The 1,237-nt window shown below is 62.0% G+C and carries 2 protein-coding genes and 2 pseudogenes; 3 read left to right on the top strand and 1 reads right to left on the bottom strand.

Annotated features, from left to right (window positions below; all coding sequences use genetic code 11):
- The 3 genes and pseudogenes from EOA27_RS42745 to EOA27_RS37090 form a co-directional block, all read left to right on the top strand.
- A pseudogene (locus EOA27_RS42745) lies at positions 1-75 on the top strand (8-oxo-dGTP diphosphatase MutT); the annotation flags it as partial.
- Between the two features lie 152 nt (positions 76-227).
- On the top strand, positions 228-548 hold the full coding sequence (locus tag EOA27_RS37095; protein ID WP_126081075.1) for a hypothetical protein: 321 nt from the start codon (positions 228-230) through the stop codon (positions 546-548).
- Between the two features lie 105 nt (positions 549-653).
- Positions 654-839: a Flp family type IVb pilin gene (locus EOA27_RS37090; RefSeq protein ID WP_126081076.1), complete on the top strand. Its 186-nt coding sequence runs from the start codon at positions 654-656 to the stop codon at positions 837-839.
- A gap of 29 nt (positions 840-868) precedes the next feature.
- On the opposite strand, the pseudogene EOA27_RS37085 reads toward EOA27_RS37090, so the two are convergent.
- Positions 869-1,237: pseudogene (locus EOA27_RS37085) on the bottom strand (SAM-dependent methyltransferase); the annotation flags it as partial.

The following is a 1,237-nucleotide window of genomic DNA, read 5'->3' as shown; positions in this document are numbered from 1 at the left end:
CCGCGGCAGATGCGCGACTATCCGATGCCGCCGGCCGACGCACCGCTCATCCAGTTCCTGATCGATCTTTTGTAATTTCGCGACCTGCCTTCGCGGCCATTCACGTTTGCCGAAAGCGTCGTTTCCGGAGCTGCTTTAGCCAGCGTTAATGGAAGATTTATCTCGACGTGAAAAATTGCTCGAGGCCGTTTCGCGCGGCAACATCGTTGATGACCGGGAACAACGGCATGAGCCTTGAAAGAGAGTGGGACTCGATCCGGCCCGACCGAGGCTTCCGCGCCGCGGATGCCGGCATGGGCATCCTGCGAGTGACGCTTCTCTTCGGCTCGGCCGCCGTGGCGCTGGCGCTGATCGCGACGCCTTTCCTGGACAGCCAGACGCGATCGCAGGGCGCCCGCGACGGCTTGGCTGTCGGGCTCGACACGACAGCGACCGGATCGATCGGCCATCGCACCAATACATACACGGTGCGCCGCAGTGTGCTGCAGCCGATGCCCAGTTCAATCTGCGTCATCCGCAATGACGGCAGCCGCAGCGGCGAGTGCTGACATGGTTAATGATTTTTTGGGACACCGGCATTTCACTCGCTGTTAAGCTTTCGCCGTTAACCTTTCTTAACGGGTAGGACATTAGAATTTCTGCATAAGGGATGGATGGCCATGAAAAACCTGCTGCAGCAATTCGTAAGGGATGAGACCGGCGCCACGGCCATCGAATATGGCCTGATCGTTACCGTGCTGTCGCTTACCATCATCGGCGGCGTAAGCAGGGCAGCGGATGCGCTCCAATGGCTGTTCAGCGACAACAGCAGCAGGCTGGTCCAGGCCTTCTCCCACTGACGAAACCGGTCGGGCAATCAGAGACGCAGTCAGCTCTTCGGCGGGTTCTCCAGGATCGCCTTCAGCGATAGCTTGGCTGATCCAGGCTTGAGCGGCTTTTGCTGCGAGGCGTCGGGCGCCCAGCCGGACATCCAGACAACCGGAAAGCTTGCGCGGATGCGGCCGTCCGGGTCCGAGAACCGTTCGGCATAGATTTCGGCCGCGCGGGCAAACAAACGCCTGCTGCCGGGTCGCCGGCTGCGGTCGATGAGCGGGCTGGTTTCGCCCACGGCGCGCAGGTCGGCGGCGAGATCGAACAGCGTGTCGTAGCGCACGGCGACCGTTTCGACATCGGCGACAGGCAATGCCAGGCCGGCGCGCTGCAACAGCCCGCCCGCATCGCGCACGTCGGTGAAGGG

This window comes from Mesorhizobium sp. M2A.F.Ca.ET.037.01.1.1 (assembly GCF_003998075.1).
GTDB lineage: Bacteria > Pseudomonadota > Alphaproteobacteria > Rhizobiales > Rhizobiaceae > Mesorhizobium.
The sequence above is the reverse complement of the archived record's forward strand: the minus strand, read 5'-3'. Positions and strand labels throughout refer to the sequence as shown.

What these genes read in the sequence shown, in the direction of transcription:
- EOA27_RS37095 (WP_126081075.1), top strand. Translation starts at nt 228, where the DNA reads ATGAGCCTTGAAAGAGAGTGGGACTCGATCCGGCCCGACCGAGGCTTC.
- EOA27_RS37090 (WP_126081076.1), top strand. Translation starts at nt 654, where the DNA reads ATGGCCATGAAAAACCTGCTGCAGCAATTCGTAAGGGATGAGACCGGC.